The sequence below is a fragment of the Bacillus songklensis genome (assembly GCF_042649685.1).
Taxonomy (GTDB): Bacteria; Bacillota; Bacilli; order Bacillales; family Bacillaceae_H; genus Bacillus_BA; species Bacillus_BA songklensis.
Genome location: NZ_JBHRZT010000052.1, coordinates 665,288 through 690,122, shown reverse-complemented (window position 1 = coordinate 690,122; position 24,835 = coordinate 665,288). Strand labels below are relative to the sequence as shown.

The window sequence follows — 24,835 nt, the reverse complement described above, 5'->3', positions numbered from 1 at the left end:
TGTGGGAGTGGAATTCTCTCTTGCGAATCGTAAAGGGAATACCGTACTTGCCTTTGCGTTGTGTACAATTACTATGTATTTGTACATATTTTCGAACGGTCTGAGTATGTCATCGAAAACATGATAAAAATGACTCAGCGCTTACAGACTTATTCTAAAGCAAAAGCGATCGGCATTGGCGCACCGGGACCGCTAGACGCTAAAAAAGGAATCATTTTAGGACCTCCCAATCTGCCGGGCTGGGATTATGTACCGCTAAAAGACATCATGGAACAACGAATAGCTCTCCCTGTAGTGGTAGACAATGATGCCAATGCCGCTGCTTTAGCGGAAGCCCATTTCGGGGCGGGTGCCGGTTACGAAAGCGTCTTTTATATAACCGTCAGTACAGGAGTCGGCGGAGGATTCGTTTACAACAAGCAAGTCATAAAAGGCGCAAATTCATGTGCGGGGGAAATCGGAAACATGATCATCACCAATACGGGCCCTTCCCATCCAGTGTTGAATAAAGGAAGTTTGGAGCTTTTGGCAAGCGGGACCGCTCTCCAGCGGGCCGGAAAACAACAATTAAACCTTCAGGGAGACGCAGGAGAGCTCTTCCGTCTCGCCCAAAATGGAGATCCAACCGCTAAAGACATCATTGAAGAGTTTATCAATTATTTAGCAATCGGGATTGCCAACGTCATTCATACCGTTGACCCGGATATCATCGTATTGGGCGGCGGTGTGATGAAATCAAAGGATTCCTTCATGACAGAATTAAGAGAGAAAGTGAAAGATTGCGTGTATCCTCAGCTTAGACAATCTGTACGCATTGAACCAGCCTTGCTCGGTACAAAAGCCGGGATCGTCGGTGCGGCCATGCTGCCTAAACAAAGCAGGTAAATAACAGCGAGGATGACTCAAAAGGTATAAAAGGCCATACCTTTTGAGTCATCCTCCTAAAAGGACCCGTCATGAAAATCCAGCAAAATCACAGGATTCCGTGACGGGTCCTTTCAGTAAAGATCAACTTTTATCATTAACTCGAGACTTTATGGGACAGCCTCGTTCGGCAGGTTTCCGCATATTAGAAGCCTATCAGATGATCAAAGTGATACAGTCATGAAAACTTTCTTCAGTTCTGATCTACGGGGGATGTGCTGTTACGAATCTCAATTGGAAAGTAAAATATGGGATACCTATTCTTCCCACAAATTTTGCATCAGACCCGAAATCATTATGTTAATTTTCGATGGATGTCAGCGAGTTGTTCATACATTCGTGTTGTTAAGTCACGTAATACCGGGAAATAGGGACGAATCTTATGATGAACCTGATTATCTATTTCAGCTAGAGTGATACATTCCCCCTCGTATGGTGCTTTACAGAGAATCGGATGACCTGGTATCTTCGTCTCCTTGTCACCTGCTCCTACGATACAGCCTCCACCCCAATATTCGGTATCCCCTTCTTTCCCAACCAGGTTCGTATAAACAAAATTAATCGTATTCTCCATCGCCCTAACTTTTACAATGGGCTCAAAAATTTCTTTTTCAAATGATGGAGAACCTGAAATACCAACGATTAAATCGGCGCCTTTCATGGTCAGCATCCGTGACAATTCGGGAAAAAAGATATCGTAACAGATTAATACTCCTATTTTTCCTATGGCTGTCTCATATACCGGTAAGTCCTCCCCTGCTTTAAAATACCTGCGGTCCGGAAACGCTCCTGGCCCTGCCTGGTCTGTCGCGTGTCCTGGCAAGGTGTTCTTTCTCCATTTTCCAATAAATCCACTCGGTCCTACCAATGCAGCTGAATTATATAGAACACCGCCAATACTTTTTTCCGGCATACCCCAAATGATATGAATTTCATGGTTAAGAGCCAAATCTTCAAAAAAACGGGTAGCCTCCCCGGGGATTGGTTCGGCCACTTCAAAAAAGGCATCTCCACAGTTATACCCGGTTAAAGCAAGTTCCGGGAAAACAACTAACTGGGCGCCTTTTTCCACAGCTTCAAGAATTAAATCCTTCATCTTCTCCAGGTTTTGCTTTTTGTCGCCAGTAATGGGTGTAATTTGTCCAATTGCCACTTTTGTCATTTTCGATTCCTCCTTTTCAAGAAAAATGGTTTATAGTCAATAACTATACGGTTTACAATCAACCAATTTAATCAGCCTTGCTAATTTTGTGTTGTCTGCTTAAAAGGGTTCCTATCCATTTAAAGCGGCTTTGAGTTATATATGCGAAACAATCAATTCGCATTTACCGTTTATTGTAAACTCATCTATATTCGCTGGTAATAAGAAGTGGGTGCCTTTTTCTAAATCATATTCCTCGCCATCATGAACAAGCGCTCCTCCCCCGTTAATGACACTGCAAAGCATAAAAGGTCGATCCATCGAAAAGGTGGATGTTCCTTCTACTTGCCATTTGTACACAGAGAAAAACTCCGCTTGCACAAACGTCGTAATGGTGACATGTTCTTTTTCTTCTACAGACGGATGACTGACTCCATCTACATGTGGAACAGTCGTCACATCAATCGCCTTTTCAAGGTGAAGCTCACGTTTGTTCCCGTTTGCGTCTGTACGGTCATAGTCGTATACGCGATATGTCGTATCCGAACTTTGCTGTGTCTCTAACACCAGCGTTCCTTGGCATAATGCATGGATTGTTCCACTTGGCACATAAAAGAAGTCCCCGGGTTTTATTTTTACTCGACGAAGTAAATCGCCCCACTGTCCATTCTCCATCATCCGGACAAGCTCTTCCTTCGTCTTGGCATTATGTCCGTATATCATTTCGGCATCTTCTTTACAATCAATAATGTACCAGCATTCCGTTTTGCCCAATTCTCCGTTTTCGTGTACCTTTGCGTAAGAATCATCAGGATGGACCTGTACTGATAAGTCTTCATTGGCATCTAAAATTTTCGTTAATAAAGGAAACACATCTCCCTCTGCATGGCCAAAAAGCTCACGATGCTCTTTCCAAAGCTCGTCCAGCGTTTTGCCGGCATATGGACCATTTTCTACAACAGATGGTCCATTTGGGTGAGCGGATATGGCCCAACATTCCCCTGTTTTTTCAGAGGGAATGTCATATCCGAATGTTTCTCTTAATGCTGTTCCTCCCCAAATTCTCTCCTGAAAGGTTGGTTTAAAAAAAAGCGGTTTCATGATTATTAAGTACCTCCCGAACATTCATTCATCCTGTTATCTTAACGTTTCTTGATAAGCCTGTTTTCCAAGCAGCAATGAACCGATAATCCCTGAACGATCTTCCAGCCCTGGAGACACGATATATTCCCCAATTTCACTTGATAGCTCCGGGAATGTTACATAATCGTTGAGCAATTGTTTTACATTTTCATGAATAAGGGGGAAGATCTGTTTTTGCTTCATCACTCCGCCGCCTAAAATAATTTTCTTTGGTGAAAGGATGAGAATGTATTGCATCAGAGCTTGTGCGAGATAAAAGGCCTCCATTTCCCACACTTCTTGTCGATTGGCTAATTCAATGCCTTTTTCTCCCCACCGCTCTTCAATGGCCGGTCCGGCTGCGAGGCCTTCCAGACAATCTCGATGATAAGGGCACTTACCCTCATATAAATCCCCGGGGTGACGACGAACGAGGATATGTCCCATTTCAGGGTGGGACAGTCCTTGAAGAAGCTTCCCGTGAACAACGGCGCCTGCTCCGATACCTGTTCCGACCGTAATATATAAGCAACTATCAAGTCCTTGGGCCGCACCAAAAGTCGCCTCACCTAAAGCTGCAGCATTCACATCTGTATGAAAACCAATAGGAACCCTGAATGCTTCCTTAAGCGTCTGGACAATGGGATAGTCTTTCCACGCCGTCTTAGGAGTCGTCGTAATACAGCCATAGGTCGGACTGTTAGAATTGATATCGAACGGTCCGAACGAACCAAGGCCCATTGCTTTGAGTTCAAATCCCTGAAAGAAATGGATGACTTTTTGCATGGTTTCCACCGGTACAGTCGTTGGAAATTGAACCTGTTCAATAATCGCTCCGTGTTCATCTCCAACAGCACAAACAAATTTCGTACCGCCTGCTTCTATTCCGCCGTAAAGCATACTTATTCCCTCCCCGCCTTACAAGAAGGCTATTTTTTCTATCGTTTAATATTTACGGTTTTAAAAACAAATTTGTTATACAAGAATTCCCACTTTTCCAAATACCCCTTTTTTCTTTAAATCCACAATTGCAGTGGTCGATTTCCGCATATTTTCGCTTCCTTTGCGGTAGTTTCTATATCGCGGAAAAAAAGGACACAGGATTAACCCTGTGCCACGTCTACCAAAAATGTCTTTATCTCATATGGATTGATCTCGAACGTTATCTTTTCTCCTGTAATGGGTTCCCCGACACCTTGTTCCATGAGATTGCATTCCTGCCAGGATTGGATCCGCAAATCGCTGTTCATCTCCACTGATTTCCGGCTTCCTGTGAATTCATGCACACGCAAAATGATTTTATCGTCATCTTCCGCTTTCTTTACCGCATCAATCATCACATTTTCCACTGTGCAGCTGAAAAGTGAAAATTCAGGTTGAATCGGAGATCCATTTGTATACGTCAGCGGGTTGTTTAACTTCCATGCCTCTTGAACTGTGTTGCCTTCCACCCAATCCCCTTCATGTGGAAGAAGAGAGTAGACAAACGTATGGTTTCCTTGATCTTGCTGGTAATCAGGATATACCGCCGATTTAATCAATGATAAACGAATCACATTATCTTTGATATCGTAACCGTATTTACAGTTGTTTAATAGACTGACACCATATCCTCTTTCAGACAAATCGGCCCATTGATGTCCAACTGTCTCAAAGCGCGCATAATCCCAGCTCGTATTCCAGTGTGTCGGTCTTTTAACGTTTCCGTACTGGATATCATAAGTCGCTTCTGTAGAACGAACCGACACAGGGAACGCTACTTTTAACAATTGGTTTTGTTCATGCCAATCTACCTCTGTTTTAAAATCAATTCTTCGGCTGTCCGCATATAAAATCATGTCCTGCTGAACAACGGAATCCATGTAGTTCCATTCAAAACGGACAACGGAACGCAGCGGTGTCGCCTCTATTACATTAACAGACTGTAAATCTGTTATTTCCCGCATTTTTTGCTGGTAGTATAAATCAATGTCCCAGGCATCGAATCGCATCGGTTTATCTTCAAAGACTTGTAAAACATTTCCGCTTCGGCCTTTTGCCAATACTTCACGGTTCGCCTTGCGGTCATAAATGGATACGAGCTGTCCGTCTTCATTCCATTGAATCTCATAATAAGGAGTGGTAATCCCTGATGGATGAAGATCAAATATAACATTCATTTCTTGATTTGATCCAGTTGCTTCAAATTGAATGGAAGCAAAGCCCATCGCCGGTATATTTTTGACTTCTACAAGCCACTTTTCACCAGTCTGTACGGCCTGAAGCGCATGTCCGTTTGCATCCTTCCATATTCCCTGTTTGATCCCTGAGGCCGGAATTTCCACAAGATCTGAACGTTTCCAAGGTGCCGAATTAAAGACGGTAAAGGTGTGGCTGGAGCCGTCTCCTGCAACTGCAGCTGCTGCGTCCTTCCAGGAAACAAGGGCAAGCTGCTCTGCTTCTTCATATTCAATCTTACTATCTTCATATACTTCACGAATCGAAGAACCAGGAATAATATCATGGAACTGATTACGCAAAATGATTTTCCACCCTTTGTTTAATTCATCCTGCGGATACTGATTCCATTGTGCGCCTAAAGTGCCGGCAAGAACATGGAGCCATTCTGTTTCACGGTACAAAAGCTCAAGCCTGCGATTCATGCGCTTGTTATAGGCCTGACTTGTATACGTTCCGCGATGGTACTCGAGGTATAGTTCCCCGTCCCATGTGTGGACATATTGGTCCGTCTTTTCGACCCGTTCATGCAATCGTTCGAAAAACTCATCGGCCCTTCCTGTCTCTACTTTTGGCAATCCCGGAATATCATTTAAGCGGCGGCGCATTTCCAGCATCTCGCGGTTTACCCCGCCGCCTCCGTCACCATAACCGTACGAAAGCAATAATTCCTGGTTAAACGATTTATCCCGGTAACCGTCCCAAATCCCCTGCACGGTATCCGGCCTGATTTGCCCGTTATATGTATAAAACCACCAGTCTTGATTAGGCTCAGGTGTTGTAATAAAATGTGTCAAAACTTCTGTACCGTCAATCCCTCTCCATTTAAACGTATCATGGGGCATACGATTATATTGGTTCCAGCTGATTTTTGTTGTCATAAATGTATCAATACCGGATTTTTTGAGAATTTGCGGCAAGGCCCAGCTGTAGCCGAATACATCAGGAAGCCATAAATATTTGCATTCAGTCCCAAACTCATCACGAAGAAATCTTGTTCCCATCAACAGCTGGCGCACAAGCGATTCACCTGATGTAACATTACAATCCGCTTCCAGCCACATGCCGCCGTCTGCTTCCCAGCGCCCTTCCGCTACACGTTTTTGGATTTGTTCATAGATTTCCGGATAATCAGATTTAATATAGTCATATAATTGCGGCTGTGTTTGCAGGAAAATATACTCCGGATATTTTTCCATTAAACGAAGAACCGTTGAAAAAGAACGGGCAGCCTTTTCACGTGTATGCTTTAAACGCCAAAGCCACGCAACATCGATATGTGTATGCCCGATACAGCGAACGGTAACAGGATGATTCTTTTCCATCTCGTTAAGTCCGGATTGGAGAGAATCCTGTGCCTCTGCAATCGATTGATAGAATGCTTCCGAACCCGGTTTCGACCAGTCGATCAAACGGAATGCCCGATCCAGTATATTTAATAGCATTTGACGCTCCGGGCGGTTTTGATCAAAGATTTTTACCGTATCAATAATGGCTCTTCCAGTAAAAAACAGATCATCTGTCGTTTTATCCAATAATGTCAGTTCAGCCTTTTTAATTTTATGCTCCTGCGGTGTCGGAATCCCGCCACCTTCAAGACCTGACCACAAACGGAACGTAAGATTTAAAGAGGAACCTGCTGCATCATTTGGAAAAAACACTTCGATATGGTTGGAATCCACACCTTGATACGGACGATCTCCAACATACAGTAATGATTCGAACCCGGAGTTATTTCCTTCCCCTGTTCTCCCAAAGTCAAATCGACCTACAATTTCACGATTGTTCCATTCTTTCGGAACCTCAACATCTGTCTGCAGCCAAGCGTAGACGTCCCGCCCTGTCCAATAATCCCCTACTTGGATGGTACCCCATTCCCCAGATTTTGGAGGACGCGTCCCGACGTCTCCATTTTCATCTATTAAAAAGCGAAATGAAGGAATCGGTATAGCTTCACGATAACGATATTCCCCTAATTCTGTGATACGTGCTTCCAACTTTTCTTCCGTCCAAAACATGATAAATCCTCCTTCGTTTTTTATGCGAATCGTGTAAATTAACCTTTAGATGCTCCTCCTAAACTAAAACCTTCTGACATGAAGCGCTGACTGAGGATGTATAGAATGACAGGAGGAATCGTATAAATAAGTGAAAAAGCAGCAAGCTTGCCATACTCCACCATACCGTATGATCCAAAAAACTGATAAATGGTAACGGATGCAGGAAGCTTTTCAGGTGTTTGAATTAAAATATACGGGACAAAGAAATTTCCCCAACTCCCTGTAAAGGTGAAAATACCAACTGTAAAAACCCCCGGTAACATAAGGGGTGCCACAACTTTGCGAAGTCCCTGAAAAACAGATGCTCCATCAACCCATGCCGACTCTTCAAGCTCAAGCGGCACAGCATCCATATAGTTTTTCATCATCCAAATGGCATAAGGCAGTGCAGATGCTGATAGAAATAACATGGTGCCAAAAAGAGAATCCTGCATTTTCAACATGATGAACAGCTGATAAACCGGAACCATGACAGCTGTAATCGGAAGCGCAGTCATAAACAGGATCGTATATAAAAATGGCTTTTTATATTTCAGTTGATATCTTGATAACGGATATGCTGCTAACCCGGCGACAATTACCGTAATGATTGCCTGGCCGAGTGAAAGTAACAAACCAGTTGAAAAAGCACGCTGATTCGACTTATCAGAAAGAATAGATGTAAAATTCGAGATTGTCGCCTTTTCCGGCACTTGCAGTGATACTTTGGCATGCGGATCAAATGCGGATAAGACAACCCAGAGCAACGGCAGCAGAAACAGAATACCGATAAGGCTAAGTACAACATAAGGTATGACCTTCTCTGATGAAAAACGGTTCCGCTTGAAATCCATCCTTCTTTTCCCCTCCTCTTAGAGCTTTACTTTCAACGCGCGAATGTACAGCAAGCTTGCAGCAACACCAATTAGAAGCATCACTAATGAAATGGCCGTTCCATAACCTAACTGATAGTTGACAAACGCCTGGTTGTACATATAAACCGGCAGCGTTTGTGTATCCATTCCCGGGCCGCCGCCTGTTAAGGCATAAATCAATGTGAATACGCCCAATGTTTGCAATGTAACAAGAATCATGTTTGTCACGATTTGGCCCTTAATCATTGGAACAGTAATTTTCCATAAACGCTGCCACCTTGAAGCACCGTCAATAATAGCTGCCTCCTCCACTGATTTAGGCACATTATCAAGAGCCGATTGGAAAACCAACATGGAGAAAGCTGTTCCGTGCCAAATATTTGCCACAATGACACCAACCATCGGGAACGTATACAGCCAGGTAACCGGCTTCAAGCCGATCAAACCGATGAGTGTATTCAATGTTCCCTGGTCATTTAAAAAAGCGAAAAACGCGAATGCCACGACAATCTCCGGTGTCACCCATCCGGCAAGTACAATCATGCCTATCACGCGTCTAAATGTCCGGTTTCGTTCCCTCATTAAGATGGCAATGATGAATCCTAACACTTGCTGCCCGATCACAGCTGAGAAAATTAAGAAGATAATGGTTTTCACAACGCTCAACCGGAAATTCGGATCTGAAAACATAGCAGCAAAGTTCTGAAAGCCGACAAACTCAATGCTTTGAGCAGATGCCCCTGTCAGCGACATATTTGTAAACGCAAAATAGAACGTTAATAAAATCGGTCCTACGAAAAAGACAGAAAGTAAAATCCAAGAAGGAAGCAGAAACAGAATGGATCTTAGAGAGGTGTTGTCCCGCTTTTTTCCTAATCCAATAAAGCTTAACTTTCCTATCGCCTGATCTGATTTTTGAACTTGAGCATTCATGGCATACTCCTTTCCTTCCGCGGTTAAAGTTTGACCGCCCCCCTACTAGGGGGCAATCATTTGTAAAGCCGTATTTCTTCCCTTCTTGTTAAAGCCCCTTACTTTTTAGTGACATTATCGGCACCCACAACCCGTGTCACTTCATTTGCGTATTGTTCCATCGCCTTTTTAGGAGATAAACTTCCAGTGACGACCGCTTCAACTGCCGCTTGTATTTTGGTAGAAACAGCTGGATATTTATCGACGCTTGGTCTAAAGTGCGTGTAGTCAATCAACTTGGCAGCTTCTGTTGTTACGCTTCCCGGTGCTTCAGTAACTTCCGGATCTTTGGCCACATCGGTACGAGGTGTTAAATCACCTTGTTTTAGTACATAGCTTTTGTTGTGCTCCGCATTTGTTGCGAGCTTAATAAACTCCCATGCTAAATCTTTGTTGTCCGCTTTTGAAGGAATAGAAAGCGCCCATCCACCTGACATCGAAGTAAAGCCAGGCTCTTGCCCGTTTTGCGTTGGCATGGCCGCCAGCTTATAAGTTTCTGTTCCTTTCGCCCAAGGCGCAGGACCATTCTCTCTCCAAACTCCCGGAACCCAGTTTCCGTTTAACACAATGCCTACCTTTTCTTTTGGCATTAATTCTGTTTGTACAATATCCCCGGCTTTACCTGTCAGCACCTGTGATAACTCAGGTCCGAGCTTGTTTGAATAAATTTTATCCATAAATTCCAGGGAATCGAGGAATCCTTTACTTTTTACAACCCACTTCTTACTTTCAAAATCATAAAGTTCATCTTCAGTTCCATATAGAAGCATTTCAAATGTTTGCATGGCCGTTGCTTCACCGGTTGCTTTACCGGAGTTTGCCCAGAACGGTACAACTCCCGGTACTTTTTCTTTGATCGTTTCTGCTGCCTTTATGATGTCATCCCAGCTTTTTGGCTCCCAAGGTACCGGAAGACCCGCTTTTTTGAAAAGATTGACATTGTACCAAAGGCCGCGTGTATCCGTGCTGTACGGAACACCATACAGCTTTCCGTCACTTGCCGTCACACCTTGTTTAACTGTTTCATTAAAGTTCTTCCAATCGTCCCAATCCTTTATGTAATCATCTAAGGGTTCAACGTTTTTAGCCATCGCATCAGAGTTAATCATAAATGTATCCTCTGTCACGACGTCCGGGGCTGTTTCACCAGATTTCACCATCAATGCAAGCTTTGCGAAGAAATCTCCCTCCGATGCTTGAATTGGCAGGAATTTCACCTTCGCATCAGGATTTTGTTCCTCCAGCTCTTTTTTTGTTTCATCCAACCATTCCTTTAAACCGACATTTGCTGATCCAAAGTCTCTGTATGCGATTTCAATTGTGTTCTTGCTGTCTGAAGCGTTGCCCTCCTTTTCACTAGAAGAGGTTCCACTGCTGCAAGCAGTAGAGGACATGATAAGCACAGGCGCCATTAATCCCATCAACATTTTTTTGGTCAATGATCGTTTCAAGACAATCTCCCCTTTTGTCATTTTTGTTTCGAACTGCGTTTTGGTCCCGCCCATAATTCTTTCAATCACCGCCCCCTTTATAGCGTGCCATTTTTTCAATATACAAAACTAGCAAGCTAGTTTTTTGCCGTTTTAATGTGCTGAAAGATGTTGAAATAGAGCCAATCATGTTTGTCGAGCATTCGCTGGAGGTATCAATAAAAAACGAATAATTTGTGTAATCGCTTTCTTTTGGGTGTAAAAAAATAAAGAAGAAGCTGTTTGATGAAAACAATGAGGTATCCAACTTACTTATAAACCCATATAACTACATCAACTTGTATACATTGTTTAACTTGTATATTCAATCTATCATATTCTGAATATTAGCATAGATATCGAGAGGTGTAAATAAATTATTTTAAATTTTCATATATTTACAAAAATATGAACAGGTTGTATATTCATTATATACATCTTACATAAAAAAGGGGGGAATTCCGGACGTGCGAATTCCACTTTACAAACAAATCCAAAAATATATAGCTGACAATATTCAACAAAAGAGATGGGCTGTAAATAGTAAGATTCCATCTGAAAATGAATTAGCCGAACAATTTAATGTAAGTAGAATCACGATTAAAAAGGCATTAGACGATCTTGTTGAGGAAAGAATCATTTATCGTATTCAGGGGAAAGGTTCATTTGTCGCTTCCAATATGGAAGGAGAACCTTCTCTTTACGAAACTCCTTCTCAAACAAATCATCACCGTCAAAAGTTGATTGCCTGTATCACTCCGCGTTTCAACAGTGAACTTGCTACCGCCACATTCTCTCAAATTGAGTCAACGCTGGCTGAACAGGGGTATCGTATGATTCTTTGTCAAACTCATGATTCGCAAAAGACGGAGGAACAAATATTAAGGGATGTTCTTCAAATGGGAGTGGAAGGGATTATCATTTACCCTGTGGAGGGGGAAGCTTACAATGAAGAGGTATTAAGGCTCACTCTAAAGGATTTTCCGCTCGTTTTAATTGATCGCTATTTTAGGGGAATAGAAGCGAATAGTGTATGCTCTGATAACTTTAGCGGTTCCTATGAAGCTATTCGTCATCTTATAGAACTCGGCCATACTCGAATTGGGGTAGTTTCTACCATGCACAAAGGAACGACAAGCATTGAGGACCGAATCGCCGGTTATGAAAAAGCGCTGACTGATGCTGATATCCCAATCGATCATCACCTTTACTTATTAAACCTCCAAAAGTCCGAAGAGAATGTGGAGAAAAGAGAGGAAAATAAAAAAGAGATTCAAACCTTTCTACAAAAAAATCCGGAAATGACGGCAATCTTCGCGGTCACCCCGGGCTTAGAGGTGCTGGAAGCCGCTCTCGAGTTTGCTCTTCAAGTTCCAGATGATTTGTCCATTATTACGTTTGACGACTATTCACATTCTCACCTTTTCAGTATTCCTCCCTCTTGCGTTCGGCAGCAAGGGCAAAAAATCGGCCAGGAAGCGGCAAAATTATTGATTTCTGCAATCGAAAACCCGGGTCAAAAACGAAAAAAAATCTTGATTCCTACTAAACTAGTAGTCCGTCAATCTACGGCAGCTTGTAAAGTAATACCAAAATAACAAGTACAGAAGTCAGAGATGCGAATCATTATAGCTCCTGATTGATTTAAAGGGTTCTGATGCAAGAAATCCAGGAAACCTGGACCTGCTGATACAGCCAAACCTTAGGTGTACATTCTATAAGGGGGATAGTTGCTTATGAAAAAGGGATTGGAAAAAAGAAAAATACATCGATTAAACGAAGAAGTCACATTTGTAGGTTTTGGTGCTTTGTCAATTGGTCGAGATTGGGGAATGGGAAAAGGATTCGATAAGAAAAGGCCTAATGAAAATGAAGCCGGAAAACTGCTGCATGCCGTTTTGGATAGCGGGATTAACTTAATCGATACAGCAAGTGCCTACCATCGAAGTGAGGAAAGAATAGGGAAATCTATTTCTCATCGCCGAAATGAATATATTCTAGCCTCAAAATGTGGTGAACATAATGATGAACCTGGTACCTATTACGATTTTTCCTACAATGCAGTGAAACAATCCATTGATCGCAGCCTGGAATTATTAAAAACAGATATGATAGATATTATGCAAATCCATTTTGGCCCAAATCCAGAAAAGGTAATCGTTGATGGTGAAACTGTAAAGGCAATGAAGGACGCAAAAGCCGAAGGGAAAATTCGTTTCCTCGGTGCTTCCATTGATGGCGAACTTGCAAGGCATTGCATCAATTCCGGTGATTTTGATATTATGCAAATGGAATATAACTTACTAAACCAACACAATGAAGGGAATATTCAATTATGTAAAGAAAAGGGAATAGGTGTTTTGATCCGGACAGGTTTAGGAAGAGGTCTATTAACACCGAAGGTTTTGAATTATCTTGAAGAGGACATGCCGCACAAAAAACAAATCCAGGCATTGTTAGATTTAGTTAATAACGATGCCAACCTATTATCAAGCATAGCTCTTCAATTTTTATATCAAAATGATGGTATTAGTTCCGTTCTAATTGGAACTAAGAATTTCGAGCGATTTGAACAAAATATGATTCTGCTTGATAAGGAAATAGATTCCTCTCTACTCACAAAAGCAACTGAGATTGTAAAGTCGTAAATCAGGAAGAACCAGCGGCTCTTATCCTTTACAGATAAGAGCCGCTAAGTTATGCACATTTTTTATTGGTTTAATTCTTTATAAGCCAAAACCTTTAAAGCCTGGATTTCTTCTTCTGTCAATTTACTTTCCACTTTATTCAAAATCTCCTGCTTTTCCTCTGCCGTAACGCCATCTTTTACTTTTGACTGAATGGATTGTACTTCATTCATCCCCAGCTTTTTGATAACCGTTTTAACCGCCTCTTCTTTCGTTGTAAACGGCAGTTTGCTTTCATCAATATGTTGGTTTCCCTCTTTGATAAACGCCTGTAGCTGAGGGTCACGTTCGATGGCTTCTTTCACCTTCTCCACTTCTCCGCTATTTTCAAGCTCAGCTGAAACATAATCCATAACCTTATCCGAAGCGATCTTCGTCCCAAAATGATAAACGCCGAAACCCGCTAGAGCAAGGAAAATAACAAAGAAGAACAAGATTTTCATGAATTTCATTTTTTGTCCCCTCCCTCTAGCTACTACTATACTATATTTCTTCCACCAATTGCAGCATTTCCCCGTTCGGTCCTTTAAACCGAATGGTTTTGCGGCCATTGATGCCGCGTTTTGGTTCATCCGTTAGAAAAACGACTGCTACTTTACGCTTCCTGCCGACCATTACAAGACGTATACATGAAACGAACGCCTTTAATAAAAAAGACAGTCAGGCATCTATCCCAACTGTCCCTTGAAAAAGGCGATTCTCTTTCGCGGATTTTTCCCAATTTTAATATAACCCCCGGCTTTATCACTTTTAAAAAACTTGATGTTAATTAATTTCAATGGTGTCCAAATTTCTTTCATATGATACAATGGCATACCATTTCCCTCCTTAATTGTACGGATATTCGTATTCGACAACTGGCTAGCATAGTTTCTTTAACCTTAGCTCCTATCGTTTTGCGTGACCACTTTTCAATGGCTTTGCCCTTTCGTACAATACTTGGATGATATTTCCATTATAAAATACTTTTTCATTCTTCATCAAGAACAATCTGTATTTTCTGAAAAAACGTTTTACAAAGAAAAAGAGCAGTAAAACTTTACACCCTGCCCTTTATTTTTTTATTGAACATATGAACGCTGCGATTTTAATCATTTCATAACCAGGACTAGCAATTGCCTAAGGAATTAATGCGTTGCTGTCGAAAAAGAGAAACGAAAAAACAGCGGCTCCTACCCTTTACGGATAAGAGCCGCTGTTTTGATTTGCTGCTTACTTTGTTGGTCCCATTTCCAGGCACTTGAAATAATCTCTTTTTCACCGATGTATGTAAGCAAACCTCTTTCAGGTCATTCATCCATTAAACTTCCTTTTTTGACAATAAACCACGGGTTCAATAAATTTTCTTTGTTGTAAGACAGTCTTTCTTTAGATTCCGTTTGGACTACCTTTCCTCCAGCCTGCTCAACAATCGCTTGTCCGGCTGCAGTGTCCCATTCCATCGTAGGAGCAAATCTAGGATACACATCTGCCTTACCTTCAGCGACCAGACACAGTTTGAGGGAACTGCCCGCTGAAGTAATCGTTACCTTTCCATACTTTCCTTGAATTTTATTAATATATGCTTCTGTTTCAGGCGACATATGTGAACGACTAGCCACAACGGCCATTTCTTGATTTAGTTCACGGGAAGATAATTTCTCTGAATGGGAAATCAATTCTGCTTCATTACGAAGGTTTACAGCTTCTACACCCTTTATCTTAAAGGAACCTGCTCCTTCTTTGGCAAAGTAGATGGTATCTAATATCGGAGCATAAATAACTCCCAATACTGGATACCCTTTATGTACTAACGCAATATTTACGGTAAACTCCCCATTGCGTTTAACAAACTCTTTTGTCCCATCCAAAGGGTCAACTACCCATAGGTACTCCCAATTCTTACGTTCTTCATAAGGTAAATGTTTGCCTTCTTCACTCAAAACAGGCATCTTTGGGAACAAACGCTTTAATTCAGAAGCGATCACCTCATGTGATTTCTTATCAGCAAGGGTTAATGGTGACTTGTCTTCTTTATTTTCAACAGCGAAATCTGAATGATAGACATCCATAATTTGCTCCCCGGCCTTCATGGATATAGCGATAACATCCAAAAGATTAATAGTAGTAAGCATATCTACTCCCACCTCTTTCACATTTTCAATACTATTAAAAAAGCCCCTTCCTGAAAACGCCATAAAAACGACTTCTTCCTCTATCTTACTATATCGCAATTTATTTTAATTGAATATCCATTTACTTCTAAATTAAAGGAAAAGCACTCTTTTTATGAAAGGGTGCTTTTTATTATGGTTATAATCCCAAAATGTAGAGGGATTCTATAACTACACGATACAGCTGTCCAAAGGTATACGAAGTTTTCACGGTTTCCCGGAATTAACTTCCTAATCATCTGACGGGATAATCTTTAAGATCATCGCTGTTTCATCACATGAAAGCAGTTTTGGACAGTTCAAGCAATCTTTCCACATTTTTTCCGTTCTTACTTTATCACTTTAAACTTTAGCTGGATGGGAGGCTGACACCGAGCTCACACTGGCACGCAAAATTAAAAGCACCGAAACACATACCTCGCCACAGCCGCAATTCCAGCCGAATGACGAAACTCTCCTTCTGCAATCCATTTCTTTACTTCCTGTAAATCCACTACTTCTATTTCAATTTCTTCGCTTTCCTCCAGCTGTTGCTCATGTCTTGTTAAATCTTTCGCTGCAAACAAATGAATCACTTCATCTGTTGAACCAACAGATGCATAAATATAGCCAAGATCCATCCATTGCGCTGCTTTGTATCCCGTTTCTTCAAGCAATTCTTTTTTTGCCGTTTCAATTGGTGTGTCGCCTTCTTCAATGCCGCCAGCCGGAAGCTCATATTCCCATTTTTCAAATATATGTCTGTACTGCTTGATACAGATGACTTGATGATTTTCAAGAATGGGAAGCACGCACACCCCATGTTTCATCTTCACATACGAAAAGGGGGCTTCGCTTTGATTGGGAAGCTGCACTCTCTCTACAACCACTTCAAACCGATCGGCTTTAATGGTTTCTCTTTGTAACACATGCCAATTTGACACTTTACACACTCCCTTTGCTCAATAATTTCGGAGGGAAGTTGGCTTATTAACCTATTCATGTACTGGGGGGCACCAACATTTTAAGCCATCTACTCTTCTTCTCTACCATTCACTTTATCATGTTCGAGCGGTGACAGGCACGCAAAAATCCGGCAAAATTAAAGAATTCCGTGACGGGTCCTTTCAGTAAAGATCAACTTTTGCCATTGATTAGAGACTTATGGGACAGCCTCAGGCTCTGGTGTAAGAATGAAAGAAAAAAGAATGAAGTGTGTAATCAGCGGTTCCTATCTTTTAAAAGCTAGGAACCGCTGTTTTACATGATGACTCACTTTGCTCATGCGACTAATCGAGCGGGATTTCCTTCATGAGTGGGGATGTGACATCGAAATTCGAAAAGATATGCCTCCGAACTTCCTAGCCAGCCTTCCTCCCGCCATCGAACTCCACAGCCATAGGGAGCGAGCCCAGGAGACAAAAACCAACTTGTCTGCCGGGCTCTACGCCCGTTCGCTCTGCTCGCTTCCTTGTCGTACAGTAAAGATACCGCGGAATACAAGAAAAGCGCGCTTTTCAAAAGGAACCGAGCATGATTGAAACAAAACCGGCTACATTTGAAGAAGCACTTGTCCAATACACACCGATGGTCCACCATCTCCTGAAAAAGCTGCGAATTTACAAAGACTTTGAGGACTACATCCAGCTCGCCTTCATCGCCTTATGGGAAGCATACGAAAAATTCGATCCCGAAAAAGGAGCCTTTTCCGCCTATGCCTATATGACGATGAAAGGACATTTGTTAATGGCGTTAAAAAAGCAAATCAAATATGCCGAGCACAACAAGCCGCTAAATGAAGCCGTCTTAGGGATCATCGAAGCAGAAAGGAATAACGTCCCGCTCGAACAAGAGATTCTTTATCTTTACTATAGAGGGTTGACGGAAGGCGAAAAAACGTACATCCACGAACATATCATCAATGACCGTCCGCTCCACGACATTGCCGCCGAACACCAGGTTAAACTCGATGCCGTCAAATGGTGGGGACGCTCGGCGAAGAAAAAGCTGCGGCGTGCAGCTGAGAGATTAAGAGATTACTAGTAGATGTTGATTAGAATATGTACGTATGCAGATGTTCATCCGCCATTTCTCGGATGGTGACTACAGGGACCAAATCTTATGATCTTTAGCCAAGGATTGGTTGCCGTGCAATCGAAAAAGAAAACATTCCTCCGTTCCCTTGGCCTTATCAAAAAGCAGCTCTTTGTTTAAATGGATCAAATCCATGAACTGAAACCTCAACGCAGAAGCGGCCGTTCGTTCGTACTGTGCTTTTAAAAAGGCCGGTCTTGCTTTCACGACGAGCTCGCTGCCGTTGTGAAACTTGACAATGGAATGATGATGATTTGTTGGATGAGGGACAATCTGAAGGATGTGCCGGGGGAATAGCCAAACGCAGTCAAAATGCTGGGGAGATGCAGAAGGAAATGTGTAAATGCCAAGAGCGGGAAGAAATGGGGTCCTTTTCTCGTATCCAAGTGACCGAACAACCGCCTCGCGTCTTCCCTCATAGGTGGAGCCGTGCTTCAAACAAATCTCGTCAAACAATTTTTGTGGAGACTTCGATGTCAAGTAATCTCCGTCAAGGTCGATCATCCTCGTCTGAAACGATGCATCGATGTGATACATAACCGCCATCGTTTTCAACCCGATTTCATACTCTTCATTAATTATCATTTTCTATTCACCTTCCTTAAAATTGTGTATCCCAATTGTATTATAACGGTAAATCCGACTGTTTTCTTAAATGCAGCGTAAAAATTTTGTATATAAATTGTAAAATTATGTATTATTTTGTAAATCCTATTACCATCCCTGAAAATGTTTTGTTCCACTCTAGGCTTCCAAACAAGCAGCCTTCCCCCTTTTTCGCATAGTAAAGATAGTTTATAATAGTTAACGGATATTTTTTTGGTTAAATTTCCAGTACATATGTTCTATTCAAGACCCCAAAAAAACACACCCGCCAAGCAAAAAGAATAACAGCTCAGCGGGTATTTCTGTTTTTCATTATCCTGTCAATCACTAAATAAACTCCAATCCCAACACTCGCCCCGGCACTATCAATGAATACATCTTTAACTTGAGCTCCTCTGCCGGGAACAAATAGTTGATGCATTTCATCTGATATGGCATACAGCACACAAATCAGTAAAGCCAGTCCTATAATACGATATCTATGTACCACACTTCTCCCCAGAACGCTTGCCACTAGCACTCCAAATACTAAATAAGCAAAGAAATGAGCATTTTTTCTGACGATGTGATTGAAGTTTCTTATATCAAACTCCGTATTAGGAGCAACTTTTTCTGCTGTTTTTACAATAACCTCTGTTATTCCTTTACTCAGGTGGTTAGACTCTGTTGCTGGTTGATTTGATAGGTAAAAGATTAATACCACCCAAAGAATAACAGCTGTCCAGGAAAAATTTTTATACACTTATTAAGTCCTTTTGCTTAACCTTATAATACTTAACATACCAATCCGCAAACTTCTGCAATCCTTCTTCTATCGAAGTCTCAGGCTTAAACCCTACAGCTTTCTGCAATAAGTCAGTAGACGCATAAGTAGCAGGTACATCACCCGGCTTGATTGGTTCAAAAACTTTATCAAATACTACCTCTCTGTCCATGGCCTTACTCAAGCATTTCTCTAGCGTTTCAATAAATGTCATCAACTTCTCTGGATTGTTGTTTCCAATGTTATAAACTTTATGAGGAACAGACTCGATAGGTGGTTTACCTATAAGTCGCTCAATTCCAATCACAATGTCATCAATGAATGTAAAGTCGCGATACAGGTCATTTTCAAAATCACCGTTGTTAAATATCTTAATTGGTTCACCAGCAAAATACTTATCAGTAAATCCAAAGTAGGCCATATCCGGTCGTCCCATAGGACCATAAACGGTAAAGAACCGAAGTCCTGTAGCTGGGATTTTATATAGATGGCTATAAGTATGTGCCATTAATTCATTTGATTTTTTAGTCGATGCATAAAGTGATACGGGATTGTCTACAAAATCTGTTTCTTCAAACGGAACCTTTTTATTTGCTCCGTAAACAGAACTGGATGACGCATATACAAGATGATCAACTGGATTGTATCTGCAGGCTTCAAGAATATTGTAAAAACCGATGATATTGCTTTGAATATATACATCCGGATTCTCTATGGAATACCGTACACCGGCTTGGGCAGCTAAATTTACTACAACATTTGGCTTGTACTCTTCAAAGAGTTTTGTAATCATCGATTTATCTGAAATATCACCTCTGATAAAGGTAAACTTCTCATAAGGTTCGAGCTGCTCCAAACGAGCATGTTTAAGATTTACATCGTAATAATCATTTACATTATCAACACCAATCACCCGGCAGCCCTGTTCCAATAGTTTACTAGATAAGAAATAACCAATGAAACCAGCTGCTCCAGTAATAAGGTATGTTTTACTAGGATCTAGAGGTTTGTAATTCAAGGTTCTTCGACTCCTTTAATCCTTCTCTACTTGCAGGTTTTCTTCCAATCGAGTGATACTCTACCCCTGCTTCTTGCATCTCTTCAACACGATAAATATTTCTTCCGTCATATACTAAAGGAGTTCTCATCAACTTCTTATAAGTTTCAGGGGTTACTGCTTTCACTTCTCCCCATTCAGTAAAAATAAAGCAGACATTGGCTCCATCTAAAGCATGCTCTATATTCGTAACATACGTCATACTACCTTTGCCATTCTTTCCTTCTGGATGCACTCTAGCAAAGTTTGCCGCACCTACAGGATCGTAAGCATAGATATCTGCACCTTGCTCCAATAACAAAGGCACATTTTCAAGAGAGGCAGCTTCCCTTAAATCGTCGGTTCCAGGCTTAAATGTCAACCCTAGCACTGCTACCTTAAGGCCATTAAAAGTAATGAGTCTTTTACTCGCCTTTTTATATAACATCGTCTTTTGTTCTTTATTTACATCAATGGCAGCCTTAACGGTTTTTAGCTCATAACCGTGCTGTCTTGCAATATACTCTAATGCTTTGGTATCCTTAGGGAAGCATGAACCGCCAAAACCAATCCCAGCATTTAAAAACTTACTTCCGATACGCTCATCAAAGCTCATCCCTCTTGCAACATCCTGAATATCCGCACCGACCAATTCACAAAGATTCGCAATATCATTCATATAGGATATTTTAAGAGCAAGAAAGTCATTAGATGCATACTTGATCATTTCTGCCGATCTTCTATTTACTGAAACAATAGGCAAATAAAACGGCTCATAAATTTTCATGAGCAGCTCTTCGGCCCATTTACTTTCGGTGCCGATAATAATTCTTTCGGCATGCAGCGTATTATGTACGGCGGAACCTTGTGCCAAGAACTCAGGATTTGACGCTACTTCTACTCTCACATCATTCACTAAAAAGTCATGAATAAACTGCTCAACCTTATCATTCGTTCCGACTGGCACTGTAGATTTTACAACAACAAGACAGTCTTTTTCTACCGATTCAGCAATTTGCCTTGCAACAGTTGCAATGTACGAAAGATTTGCAGAACCATCTGGCTGTTCTGGGGTACCTACACCTATAAAGATCGCATCCGCATCCTTATAGGCTGATTTATAATCTGTTGTATAATCAATTCTCCCAGCGGAATAATTCTTCTGCATCAATCCTTCCAAATCTGCTTCATAGATTGGAGAAACCCCAGATTTCATTAAATTCACTTTGCTTTCATCAATATCAACACAGGTCACTTGATGACCAACTTCGGCAAAGCATACACCTGCCACTAAGCCGACATAGCCTGTTCCTGCTACTGCTATTTTGTACATGGTTACGCCTTCCTTTACTTCTTATTTGCAATCTTCGTCAAGTAATTGGACACAGAAATCTGGAAGCCTTACATACTATACTGCTTCTCAAAATAATTCTGATACTCTCCACTAATAATTTGCTCCCACCACTCTTTATTATCAAGATACCATTCAATAGTTTGAGCAATTCCTGTTTCAAATGTATATGTTGGTTTCCAACCTAATTGTTCTAATTTGGTTGGGTCAATTGCATAACGCTTATCATGTCCTAAACGATCCTTAACAAACTCTATTAAATCCTCAGATTTCCCTAAGATACTAATAATTGTTTTAACAACTTCTAAATTGGTACGCTCATTGTGTCCACCTACATTGTATACTTCACCATTTACACCTTCGTGCAATACTAAATCAATAGCTGCACAATGATCAATAACATGTAACCAGTCACGAATATTTTTACCATCACCATATACGGGCACCTTTTGGTCATTTAATACACGAGAAATAGTTAAAGGAATTAGCTTTTCAGGGAAGTGATAGGGCCCATAGTTATTTGAGCAACGAGTGATATTAATAGGTAAACCATATGTTTCATGATAGGCACGGACTAATAAATCAGATGATGCTTTACTCGCACTATATGGGCTATTCGGTTGTAATGGTGTTTCTTCTGTAAAAAATGTCGTTGGATCAAAATCCAGTTCTCCATATACTTCATCTGTTGATACGTGAACGAATTTCGTAATACCCACTTGTTTTGCCGCATCTAATAATACCTGTGTTCCTAATACATTCGTTCGAACAAATACTCCTGGATCTGTGATCGAACGATCCACATGACTTTCTGCAGCGAAATGGACAACAAAGTCGAATTTCTCTTTCTCAAAAAGAGGAATTATTGCCTCATGGTCTGCAATATCCGCTTTTACAAAATGATAATTTTCTTTTGTTTCAATATCACGATGTTTTGTTAAATCTCCAGCATACGTTAATAAATCTAAATTATAAATATCATATTGAGGATATTTATCGACCATATACTGTACAAAGTTTCCACCAATGAAGCCTGCACCACCAGTAACAAGTACTTTCTTCCTTGTCATCTATTTCACCTCTTGTGTCAATTCTTTTAAGTATCTTTCCACAGCATCCTGCCATGTTGGTAATGGAATAAAACCGTTGTCTACTAGCTTTTGCTTCGACATACGTGAATTCTTAGGACGTACTGCACGAGTTGGATATTCTTCTGTTGAAATCGAATTTACTTTTATACCTTTATTAGCTTGTCTAAATATTTCTTTAGCAAATTCTGCCCAACTGCAAAATCCTTCGTTAGAAGCATGATAGATTCCATATTTATCACTTTGAATCATATCAATTAATAATCGGGCTAAATCTAATGTATAAGTAGGGGAACCAAACTGGTCTCCTACAACATTCAATTCATTTCGAGTTTCTACTAATCGCAGCATTGTCTTAACAAAATTGTTTCCATTAATACCAAAAACCCATGAAATACGAACAATAAACCACTTGTCCGATAATTGTTTTACCACTTCTTCGCCTTCATGCTTTGTTAATCCATAGTATCCAATTGGGCTTGGATCATCTGTTTCCTCAAACGGTGTTTCTCCTTCTCCATTAAATACATAGTCCGTGCTAATATACATGAACTTTGCATTAACATCTTTAGCAGCTTGAGCTATGTATTTTGTTCCTTCAACATTTACGTTCCAGCATGTATCCTTGTCATCTTCAGCTCTATCGACTGCTGTATATGCAGCACAATGAATAATACCATCTGGATGAACTTTATTAATATAATGAGAAACTTCTTCTTCGTTTGTTATATCTAAATCTTTGGAACCTACACCTACCATGTTTAGACCTAGTTTCAAACCGTGTTGAACAACATCATAACCAAGCTGACCAGTATAACCTGTTACTAAAATTTTCATAAAATTACTCTCCATAGCTGAAGTTATTTTCAGCATCCTTTAGCAATGGTGCTTTTTCATCCTTTGCTGATAATATAGGCATAATATCGATAGGCCATTCAATCCCTATCCTAGGATCATTCCAAATAATGCCCCGGTCACATTCTGGTGCATATAGCTCGTCCACTTTATACTGAACTTCAACATCATCAGTTAAAGTCATAAATCCATGCGCAAACCCTTTTGGAATTAATAATTGCTTTTTATTTTCTGCAGTTAATTCAATTCCAAACCATTCCCCAAAAGTCGGACTCCCTTTTCTGATGTCTACAGCAACATCGAAAATAGCTCCTTTTGTACAACGTACTAGCTTTGTTTGTGCTTTCGGATTTAATTGATAATGCAATCCTCTTAAGGTTCCCTTAGCTCCTGAAAATGATTGATTGTCCTGAACAAACTTTAAGTTTATTCCAGCTTCTGAAAACTTTGCATCGCTATATGTTTCCATAAACCAACCACGGTGATCACCAAATACAGTTGGTTCAACAATCACTACACTATCTAAGTTAGTTTTAGTAAATTTCATTTTTATTCCCACTTCTTTCAATACTTAATATTGTATTTCTCCATTGGCTACTTTCATTAAATATTGACCATATCCAGTTTTACTAAGCTTTTCACCGCATTCCCATAATTGATCCTTAGTAATCCAGCCATTAATATAGGCAACTTCCTCAGGAGCGGCAATCTTAATTCCTTGATGTTCTTCTACTGTCTTAACAAAATTAGTGGCTTCAACTAAACTTTGGTGTGTACCAGTATCTAACCAAGTAAACCCTCGCCCTAATAGTTCTACTTCTAACTCTCCTAGTTTTAAATAAGCTTCATTTATAGAGGTAATCTCTAGTTCACCTCGTTCAGATGGCTTTACATTTTTAGCAATATCTACAACACGATTATCATAAAAATACAACCCGGTAATAGCATAATTTGATTTTGGTACTTCCGGCTTTTCTTCAACACTAATTACCTTTCCATCCTCATTAAACTCTACAACACCAAAGCGTTGAGGATCCTGTACATGATATCCAAATACAGTGGCACCCTTTTCTTTATTTGCAGCCCGTTGAAGTATTTTTCTCATGCCACTTCCATAATAAATGTTATCTCCTAAAATCATGGCAACAGAGTCATCACCAATAAAATCTTCACCAATTAAAAAAGCCTGAGCTAATCCATCAGGGCTTGGCTGAATTTTATATTCAAGGTTTATACCAAATTGTGTACCATTACCCAAGAGAGCCTCAAAGCGTGGCGTATCTTCAGGGGTTGAGATAATTAATATCTCCTTAATTCCTGCAAGCATTAATGTTGATAACGGATAAAAAATCATTGGTTTATCATAAATTGGTAATAGTTGTTTACTTGTTACCATTGTCAAAGGATAGAGCCTTGTACCAGACCCTCCAGCTAGAATTATTCCCTTCATTTCTTCACCTGCTT

The 24,835-nt window shown here is 40.7% G+C and carries 24 protein-coding genes and 1 riboswitch; of the genes, 4 read left to right on the top strand and 20 right to left on the bottom strand.

Annotated features, from left to right (window positions below; genetic code table 11):
- The first annotated feature begins 120 nt into the window (after nucleotides 1-120).
- A complete protein-coding gene (locus tag ACFOU2_RS14705) occupies nucleotides 121-885 on the top strand; it encodes an ROK family protein (protein ID WP_377916366.1) in 765 nt (254 codons plus the stop codon).
- A gap of 334 nt (nucleotides 886-1,219) precedes the next feature.
- Here ACFOU2_RS14705 and ACFOU2_RS14700 read toward each other — a convergent pair whose 3' ends face one another.
- The 7 genes from ACFOU2_RS14700 to ACFOU2_RS14670 all read right to left on the bottom strand — a co-directional run bounded on the left by ACFOU2_RS14700 (nucleotide 1,220) and on the right by ACFOU2_RS14670 (nucleotide 10,810).
- Nucleotides 1,220-2,086 carry a carbon-nitrogen hydrolase family protein gene (locus ACFOU2_RS14700; protein ID WP_377916364.1) on the bottom strand — a complete coding sequence of 289 codons (867 nt, stop codon included), beginning with the start codon at nucleotides 2,084-2,086 and terminating at the stop codon, nucleotides 1,220-1,222.
- 135 nt (nucleotides 2,087-2,221) lie between these two features.
- Nucleotides 2,222-3,166, bottom strand: coding sequence for a mannose-6-phosphate isomerase, class I (gene manA / locus ACFOU2_RS14695; protein WP_377916362.1), 945 nt, complete (start codon nucleotides 3,164-3,166; stop codon nucleotides 2,222-2,224).
- Nucleotides 3,167-3,202: 36 nt separating this feature from the next.
- The gene (locus tag ACFOU2_RS14690; protein ID WP_377916360.1) at nucleotides 3,203-4,087 is read right to left on the bottom strand and encodes an ROK family protein; all 885 of its coding nucleotides are present in this window, start codon (nucleotides 4,085-4,087) and stop codon (nucleotides 3,203-3,205) included.
- Between the two features lie 203 nt (nucleotides 4,088-4,290).
- Nucleotides 4,291-7,422 carry an alpha-mannosidase gene (locus tag ACFOU2_RS14685; protein ID WP_377916358.1) on the bottom strand — a complete coding sequence of 1,044 codons (3,132 nt, stop codon included), beginning with the start codon at nucleotides 7,420-7,422 and terminating at the stop codon, nucleotides 4,291-4,293.
- A 38-nt stretch (nucleotides 7,423-7,460) separates the two neighbouring features.
- Nucleotides 7,461-8,297 (bottom strand): carbohydrate ABC transporter permease, encoded by an 837-nt coding sequence (locus ACFOU2_RS14680; RefSeq protein ID WP_377916356.1) that lies wholly within the window; start codon nucleotides 8,295-8,297, stop codon nucleotides 7,461-7,463.
- Between the two features lie 18 nt (nucleotides 8,298-8,315).
- Nucleotides 8,316-9,251 carry a carbohydrate ABC transporter permease gene (locus ACFOU2_RS14675; RefSeq protein ID WP_377916351.1) on the bottom strand — a complete coding sequence of 312 codons (936 nt, stop codon included), beginning with the start codon at nucleotides 9,249-9,251 and terminating at the stop codon, nucleotides 8,316-8,318.
- Between the two features lie 98 nt (nucleotides 9,252-9,349).
- The gene (locus tag ACFOU2_RS14670; protein ID WP_377916349.1) at nucleotides 9,350-10,810 is read right to left on the bottom strand and encodes an extracellular solute-binding protein; all 1,461 of its coding nucleotides are present in this window, start codon (nucleotides 10,808-10,810) and stop codon (nucleotides 9,350-9,352) included.
- 416 nt (nucleotides 10,811-11,226) lie between these two features.
- Here ACFOU2_RS14670 and ACFOU2_RS14665 point away from each other — a divergent pair, with 416 nt between their 5' ends.
- Together ACFOU2_RS14665 and ACFOU2_RS14660 are read left to right on the top strand one after the other, a co-directional pair.
- Entirely contained in the window at nucleotides 11,227-12,357 is a 1,131-nt protein-coding gene (locus ACFOU2_RS14665; RefSeq protein ID WP_377916347.1) for a GntR family transcriptional regulator, read from the top strand.
- A 138-nt stretch (nucleotides 12,358-12,495) separates the two neighbouring features.
- Nucleotides 12,496-13,407, top strand: a complete 912-nt coding sequence (locus tag ACFOU2_RS14660) for an aldo/keto reductase (RefSeq protein WP_377916345.1) — start codon at nucleotides 12,496-12,498, stop codon at nucleotides 13,405-13,407.
- A gap of 62 nt (nucleotides 13,408-13,469) precedes the next feature.
- Here ACFOU2_RS14660 and ACFOU2_RS14655 read toward each other — a convergent pair whose 3' ends face one another.
- The 5 genes from ACFOU2_RS14655 to ACFOU2_RS14635 form a co-directional block, all read right to left on the bottom strand.
- Nucleotides 13,470-13,898: a hypothetical protein gene (locus tag ACFOU2_RS14655; protein ID WP_377916343.1), complete on the bottom strand. Its 429-nt coding sequence runs from the start codon at nucleotides 13,896-13,898 to the stop codon at nucleotides 13,470-13,472.
- Nucleotides 13,899-13,929: 31 nt separating this feature from the next.
- A complete protein-coding gene (locus ACFOU2_RS14650; RefSeq protein WP_377916341.1) occupies nucleotides 13,930-14,061 on the bottom strand; it encodes a hypothetical protein in 132 nt (43 codons plus the stop codon).
- Between the two features lie 53 nt (nucleotides 14,062-14,114).
- The gene (locus ACFOU2_RS14645; protein WP_377916339.1) at nucleotides 14,115-14,261 is read right to left on the bottom strand and encodes a hypothetical protein; all 147 of its coding nucleotides are present in this window, start codon (nucleotides 14,259-14,261) and stop codon (nucleotides 14,115-14,117) included.
- 34 nt (nucleotides 14,262-14,295) lie between these two features.
- Nucleotides 14,296-14,381, bottom strand: a riboswitch (cyclic di-GMP riboswitch).
- Nucleotides 14,382-14,735: 354 nt separating this feature from the next.
- Nucleotides 14,736-15,560 carry a 3'(2'),5'-bisphosphate nucleotidase CysQ gene (gene cysQ / locus ACFOU2_RS14640; RefSeq protein WP_377916338.1) on the bottom strand — a complete coding sequence of 275 codons (825 nt, stop codon included), beginning with the start codon at nucleotides 15,558-15,560 and terminating at the stop codon, nucleotides 14,736-14,738.
- A 434-nt stretch (nucleotides 15,561-15,994) separates the two neighbouring features.
- The gene (locus ACFOU2_RS14635) at nucleotides 15,995-16,522 is read right to left on the bottom strand and encodes an NUDIX hydrolase (RefSeq protein WP_377916336.1); all 528 of its coding nucleotides are present in this window, start codon (nucleotides 16,520-16,522) and stop codon (nucleotides 15,995-15,997) included.
- A 589-nt stretch (nucleotides 16,523-17,111) separates the two neighbouring features.
- Here ACFOU2_RS14635 and ACFOU2_RS14630 point away from each other — a divergent pair.
- Nucleotides 17,112-17,621, top strand: coding sequence for a sigma-70 family RNA polymerase sigma factor (locus ACFOU2_RS14630; RefSeq protein WP_377916334.1), 510 nt, complete (start codon nucleotides 17,112-17,114; stop codon nucleotides 17,619-17,621).
- 60 nt (nucleotides 17,622-17,681) lie between these two features.
- Here ACFOU2_RS14630 and ACFOU2_RS14625 read toward each other — a convergent pair whose 3' ends face one another.
- The 8 genes from ACFOU2_RS14625 to rfbA all read right to left on the bottom strand — a co-directional run bounded on the left by ACFOU2_RS14625 (nucleotide 17,682) and on the right by rfbA (nucleotide 24,821).
- Nucleotides 17,682-18,257, bottom strand: a complete 576-nt coding sequence (locus ACFOU2_RS14625; protein WP_377916332.1) for a competence protein ComK — start codon at nucleotides 18,255-18,257, stop codon at nucleotides 17,682-17,684.
- Nucleotides 18,258-18,567: 310 nt separating this feature from the next.
- Nucleotides 18,568-19,020, bottom strand: a complete 453-nt coding sequence (locus ACFOU2_RS14620; protein ID WP_377916330.1) for a VanZ family protein — start codon at nucleotides 19,018-19,020, stop codon at nucleotides 18,568-18,570.
- Nucleotides 19,013-20,059, bottom strand: coding sequence for an SDR family NAD(P)-dependent oxidoreductase (locus ACFOU2_RS14615; protein WP_377916328.1), 1,047 nt, complete (start codon nucleotides 20,057-20,059; stop codon nucleotides 19,013-19,015). Before ACFOU2_RS14615 ends, ACFOU2_RS14620 begins: the two co-directional genes overlap by 8 nt.
- Nucleotides 20,034-21,410, bottom strand: a complete 1,377-nt coding sequence (locus ACFOU2_RS14610) for a UDP-glucose dehydrogenase family protein (RefSeq protein ID WP_377916326.1) — start codon at nucleotides 21,408-21,410, stop codon at nucleotides 20,034-20,036. Before ACFOU2_RS14610 ends, ACFOU2_RS14615 begins: the two co-directional genes overlap by 26 nt.
- A 68-nt stretch (nucleotides 21,411-21,478) precedes the next feature.
- The gene (gene rfbB / locus ACFOU2_RS14605) at nucleotides 21,479-22,498 is read right to left on the bottom strand and encodes a dTDP-glucose 4,6-dehydratase (protein WP_377916324.1); all 1,020 of its coding nucleotides are present in this window, start codon (nucleotides 22,496-22,498) and stop codon (nucleotides 21,479-21,481) included.
- The gene (gene rfbD / locus ACFOU2_RS14600) at nucleotides 22,499-23,353 is read right to left on the bottom strand and encodes a dTDP-4-dehydrorhamnose reductase (protein WP_377916322.1); all 855 of its coding nucleotides are present in this window, start codon (nucleotides 23,351-23,353) and stop codon (nucleotides 22,499-22,501) included.
- A gap of 4 nt (nucleotides 23,354-23,357) precedes the next feature.
- Nucleotides 23,358-23,918 (bottom strand): dTDP-4-dehydrorhamnose 3,5-epimerase, encoded by a 561-nt coding sequence (gene rfbC, locus ACFOU2_RS14595; protein ID WP_377916320.1) that lies wholly within the window; start codon nucleotides 23,916-23,918, stop codon nucleotides 23,358-23,360.
- A gap of 24 nt (nucleotides 23,919-23,942) precedes the next feature.
- Nucleotides 23,943-24,821 carry a glucose-1-phosphate thymidylyltransferase RfbA gene (gene rfbA / locus ACFOU2_RS14590; protein WP_377916318.1) on the bottom strand — a complete coding sequence of 293 codons (879 nt, stop codon included), beginning with the start codon at nucleotides 24,819-24,821 and terminating at the stop codon, nucleotides 23,943-23,945.
- Nucleotides 24,822-24,835: the final 14 nt, after the last annotated feature.